Source organism: Pseudomonas sp. SIMBA_041 (assembly GCF_046535095.1).
GTDB lineage: Bacteria > Pseudomonadota > Gammaproteobacteria > Pseudomonadales > Pseudomonadaceae > Aquipseudomonas > Aquipseudomonas mucoides.
This window is the reverse complement of sequence record NZ_JAWRXJ010000843.1, coordinates 1-241: the sequence shown is the minus strand read 5'-3', so window position 1 is coordinate 241 and position 241 is coordinate 1. Positions and strand designations below refer to the sequence as shown.

At 39.8% G+C, this 241-nt stretch carries 1 protein-coding gene; it reads left to right on the top strand.

Annotation, left to right across the window (positions count from 1 at the left end; all coding sequences use genetic code 11):
* The coding region (locus SB725_RS33515; protein WP_410923735.1) for a hypothetical protein at positions 1-241 on the top strand (241 nt) is incomplete at both ends.

The following is a 241-nucleotide window of genomic DNA, read 5'->3' as shown; positions in this document are numbered from 1 at the left end:
AGGCTAAATGTTTACCCTTCTTCACCCGGAACTTCTTTTCCTTCAATAAATGCTTCCAATTCTAATGGAACGGGAGGAACTTCAATTGCTGTTACAACAATAGTATCCAATACATTAAATGGTAGTGTGCGGGGTACTTATGCTTTCGCCAATACTGTTGGAGAAGCAGAAGCTGGAATTTCCTCTGCAGGAATCAGTTATATACAGGATCCTGATGTAAGTGGATTGTCCTTTTATACAG